The following is a 4,062-nucleotide window of genomic DNA, read 5'->3' as shown; positions in this document are numbered from 1 at the left end:
GGTTTGGTTGCGGGGGCAGGATTTGAACCTGCGGCCTTCAGGTTATGAGCCTGACGAGCTACCGGGCTGCTCCACCCCGCGTTATCCAGGCGACGCTTGCGTCGTCCGTCCAGGTTTTTGCCTTATGGCAAAATACCGATTGCGCAAATCCATAGGATTTGTCGCGGCTACGTAAATCGCGTTGCGATTTACGGATCTGTGCCGAGCAAATTGCTGTGCAATTTGCCTCGTGTTTGTGTGGCACCGTGTGTTTGTGTGGCACCGTTAAAAGCAAAAGAGCCGCTTTTAGCGGCCCTTTGATCGGCTTTGGGCCGTTAGTTTTTCGTGATGAGAAGATTGAGTTTGTTTTCGCATGTAGCTTTCCGAAGCTTTCAGCTTCGGGCACATGCGTCTGAGTTGCGTTTAGCAGACCTGGCAGCGACCGACTCTCCCGCGTCTTAAGACGAAGTACCATAGGCGCTGGGGCGTTTCACGGCCGTGTTCGGAAAGGGAACGGGTGCAGCCACCCCGCCATAACCACCAGGTCAGCGAAGCGCAACTTGTGTGAGAAGCTGGATTTGGAGCGAATAGGGAATAGTGAGTAGCGAATAGATTTCGCTGCCGCCCTTTCGCTGGTTTTGAACACGTCTTTTAACCTTTCGCGGGGCACTGTCGGCCGGGGCCGCAAGCGCAAAGCGCGTCGCCGGTTGTCCGGCGCGCCGTCCGCAGCGCCATTGGCGCGTGAGGACAGAAGGTCTGGCACATCGATCCGGACAAACGCTTTAGCGTTTGCCGGGTGATGAGCATAGTCAATGAGAACGATCAAGCCAATCGAGCTATTAGTACCGGTAAGCTTCATGCGTTGCCGCACTTCCACACCCGGCCTATCAACGTGGTCGTCTTCCACGGCTCTGATAGGGAACACTCGTTTCCAGGTGGGTTTCCCGCTTAGATGCCTTCAGCGGTTATCCCGTCCATATATAGCTACCCTGCTATGCCCTTGGCAGGACAACAGGTCCACCAGAGATATGTCCATCCCGGTCCTCTCGTACTAGGGACAGATCCTGTCAATATTCCTACACCCACGGCAGATAGGGACCGAACTGTCTCACGACGTTCTGAACCCAGCTCACGTACCGCTTTAATTGGCGAACAGCCAAACCCTTGGGACCTGCTCCAGCCCCAGGATGCGATGAGCCGACATCGAGGTGCCAAACAACCCCGTCGATATGGACTCTTGGGGGTCATCAGCCTGTTATCCCCGGCGTACCTTTTATCCGTTGAGCGATGGCCCTTCCACGCGGGACCACCGGATCACTATGACCGACTTTCGTCTCTGCTCGACTTGTCAGTCTCGCAGTCAGGCGGGCTTATGCCATTGCACTCGACGAGCGATTTCCGACCGCTCTGAGCCCACCATCGCGCGCCTCCGTTACTCTTTCGGAGGCGACCGCCCCAGTCAAACTACCCACCATACACTGTCCCGGACCCGGATGACGGGCCGCGGTTAGACATCCATGACGATAAGGGTGGTATTTCAAGGATGGCTCCACAGAAACTGGCGTCCCTGCTTCAAAGCCTACCACCTATCCTACACATGCCGACACGAATGCCAGTGTAAAGCTATAGTAAAGGTGCACGGGGTCTTTCCGTCTGACCGCAGGAACCCCGCATCTTCACGGGGAATTCAATTTCACTGAGTCTGCGTTGGAGACAGCGGGGAAGTCGTTACGCCATTCGTGCAGGTCGGAACTTACCCGACAAGGAATTTCGCTACCTTAGGACCGTTATAGTTACGGCCGCCGTTTACTGGGGCTTCGATTCAAAGCTTGCACCTCTCCTCTTAACCTTCCAGCACCGGGCAGGCGTCAGACCCTATACGTCGTCTTGCGACTTCGCAGAGCCCTGTGTTTTTGATAAACAGTCGCTACCCCCTGGTCTGTGCCACCCCATCATACTTGCGTAAAATGGGGTCACGCTTCTTCCGAAGTTACGCGTGCAATTTGCCGAGTTCCTTCAACGCAGTTCTCTCAAGCGCCTTGGTATACTCTACCTGACCACCAGTGTCGGTTTCGGGTACGGTCTATACGGTGGAGCTATTTCCTGGAACCGCTCCGCTGCCCTGATAATCCAATAAACCAGAACAACTTGTGCGATCCGTCACTTCCACCAGGCCCACGAATATTAACGTGGTTCCCATCGACTACGCGTGTCCGCCTCGTCTTAGGGGCCGGCTAACCCTGTTCAGATTAACTTTAAACAGGAACCCTTGGTCTTTCGGCGAGAGGGTCTCTCACCCTCTTTATCGTTACTCATGTCAACATTCGCACTTCCGATACCTCCAGGAGCCCTCACGGGTCTCCCTTCATCAGCTTACGGAACGCTCCGCTACCACTCCTCTTAAAGAGGAATCCTCAGCTTCGGTGCATGGCTTTAGCCCCGTTACATTTTCGGCGCAAAGACCCTTATTTAGACCAGTGAGCTGTTACGCTTTCTTTAAATGATGGCTGCTTCTAAGCCAACATCCTGGTTGTTTTGGGATCCTCACATCCTTTCCCACTTAGCCATGACTTGGGGACCTTAGCTGGAGGTTAGGGTTGTTGCCCTTTTCACGACGGACGTTAGCACCCGCCGTGTGTCTGCCTGGTAGTACTTCCCGGTATTCGGAGTTTGGTTAGGATCAGTAAGACGGTGAGTCCCCATAGCCCATCCAGTGCTCTACCCCCGGGAGTATTCGCCAGACGCTCTACCTAAATAGATTTCGCGGAGAACCAGCTATTTCCGAGTTTGATTGGCCTTTCACCCCTAGCCACAAGTCATCCCAATCTATTGCAACAGATGCGGGTTCGGTCCTCCAGTTGGTGTTACCCAACCTTCAACCTGCTCATGGCTAGATCACTCGGTTTCGGGTCTAATGCAACGAACTATATCGCCCTATTCAGACTCGCTTTCGCTTCGCCTACACCTACCGGCTTAAGCTTGCTCGTTACACTAAGTCGTTGACCCATTATACAAAAGGTACGCCGTCAGGGTTGCCCCCTCCGACTGTTTGTAGGCATCCGGTTTCAGGTACTCTTTCACTCCCCTTGTCGGGGTGCTTTTCACCTTTCCCTCACGGTACTTGTTCGCTATCGGTCATGCACGAGTACTTAGGCTTGGAGAGTGGTCTCCCCATGTTCAGACAGGATTTCACGTGTCCCGCCCTACTCTAGGACATCAATGATATCTACGCGTACGGGGCTGTCACCCGCTACGGCCGAACTTTCCAGATCGTTCCGCTTTAATCACTGATGCCACTGGCCTGGTCCGCGTTCGCTCGCCACTACTTGCGGAGTCTCGGTTGATGTCCTTTCCTGCAGGTACTTAGATGTTTCAGTTCCCTGCGTTCGCTTCTTACCCCTATGTATTCGAAGGTAAGATACCTTATCACAATGCTTGGAAACCTGAGGCGCCTTCGACGCAGCGAATAGCCAATAGCGAGTAGCGAATAGTTTTTGAACCCTATTCGCTATTCGCTAAATCCTATTCGCTCATGCGCCAACGGCGCATCAGATTTTCCAAGCATTTAAGGTGGGTTGCCCCATTCGGAGATCCATGGATCAAAGCTCATTCGCAGCTCCCCACGGCTTTTCGCAGCGTATCACGTCCTTCATCGCCTGTGCATGCCAAGGCATCCACCAAATGCCCTTACGACACTTAATCGTTCTCATTGCCAATGCTCATCTTTAGTTGGATTTGGAATTCCTTGTCCTTCTCGCTTGCGCTCGAAGGGGTTCCAAATCTGACCATACGGCCAGCCCAACAATCTGGTTACCTTTTACAACCAGATCATTCAGATGCCATCGACGTGTTCGACAGGTCTGCTTTATTGGAGCTACGCCGAGCAGCCCACTTGCAGCCTGTCATAAGACCAGCTTCTCGAGATAAAATCCGGTGACGCGCGGTCAGGCAACGCCAATCCAGCACCCTGTCAGAAGCATTCCGAAGAATGCCAACAACAAGAATGCCTTAAGGACAAGCTTCCTTCCTACCTCCAGCCCCTCCACCACATCCGGCCGGCTAGGCCATCCATGGTTTCTTAAA

General features: G+C 53.6%; 1 tRNA gene and 2 rRNA genes. All 3 read right to left on the bottom strand.

What is annotated here, in order from left to right:
• Positions 1-4 precede the first annotated feature (4 nt).
• Positions 5-81 (bottom strand) — tRNA-Met (locus FHX08_RS31240).
• A gap of 328 nt (positions 82-409) precedes the next feature.
• Positions 410-524 (bottom strand): 5S ribosomal RNA (rrf, locus tag FHX08_RS31235).
• Between the two features lie 273 nt (positions 525-797).
• A 23S ribosomal RNA gene (locus tag FHX08_RS31230) occupies positions 798-3,681 on the bottom strand.
• Positions 3,682-4,062: the final 381 nt, after the last annotated feature.

This window comes from Rhizobium sp. BK529, from assembly GCF_014194105.1.
Lineage (GTDB): Bacteria > Pseudomonadota > Alphaproteobacteria > Rhizobiales > Rhizobiaceae > Rhizobium.
The sequence above is the reverse complement of the archived record's forward strand: the minus strand, read 5'-3'. Positions and strand labels throughout refer to the sequence as shown.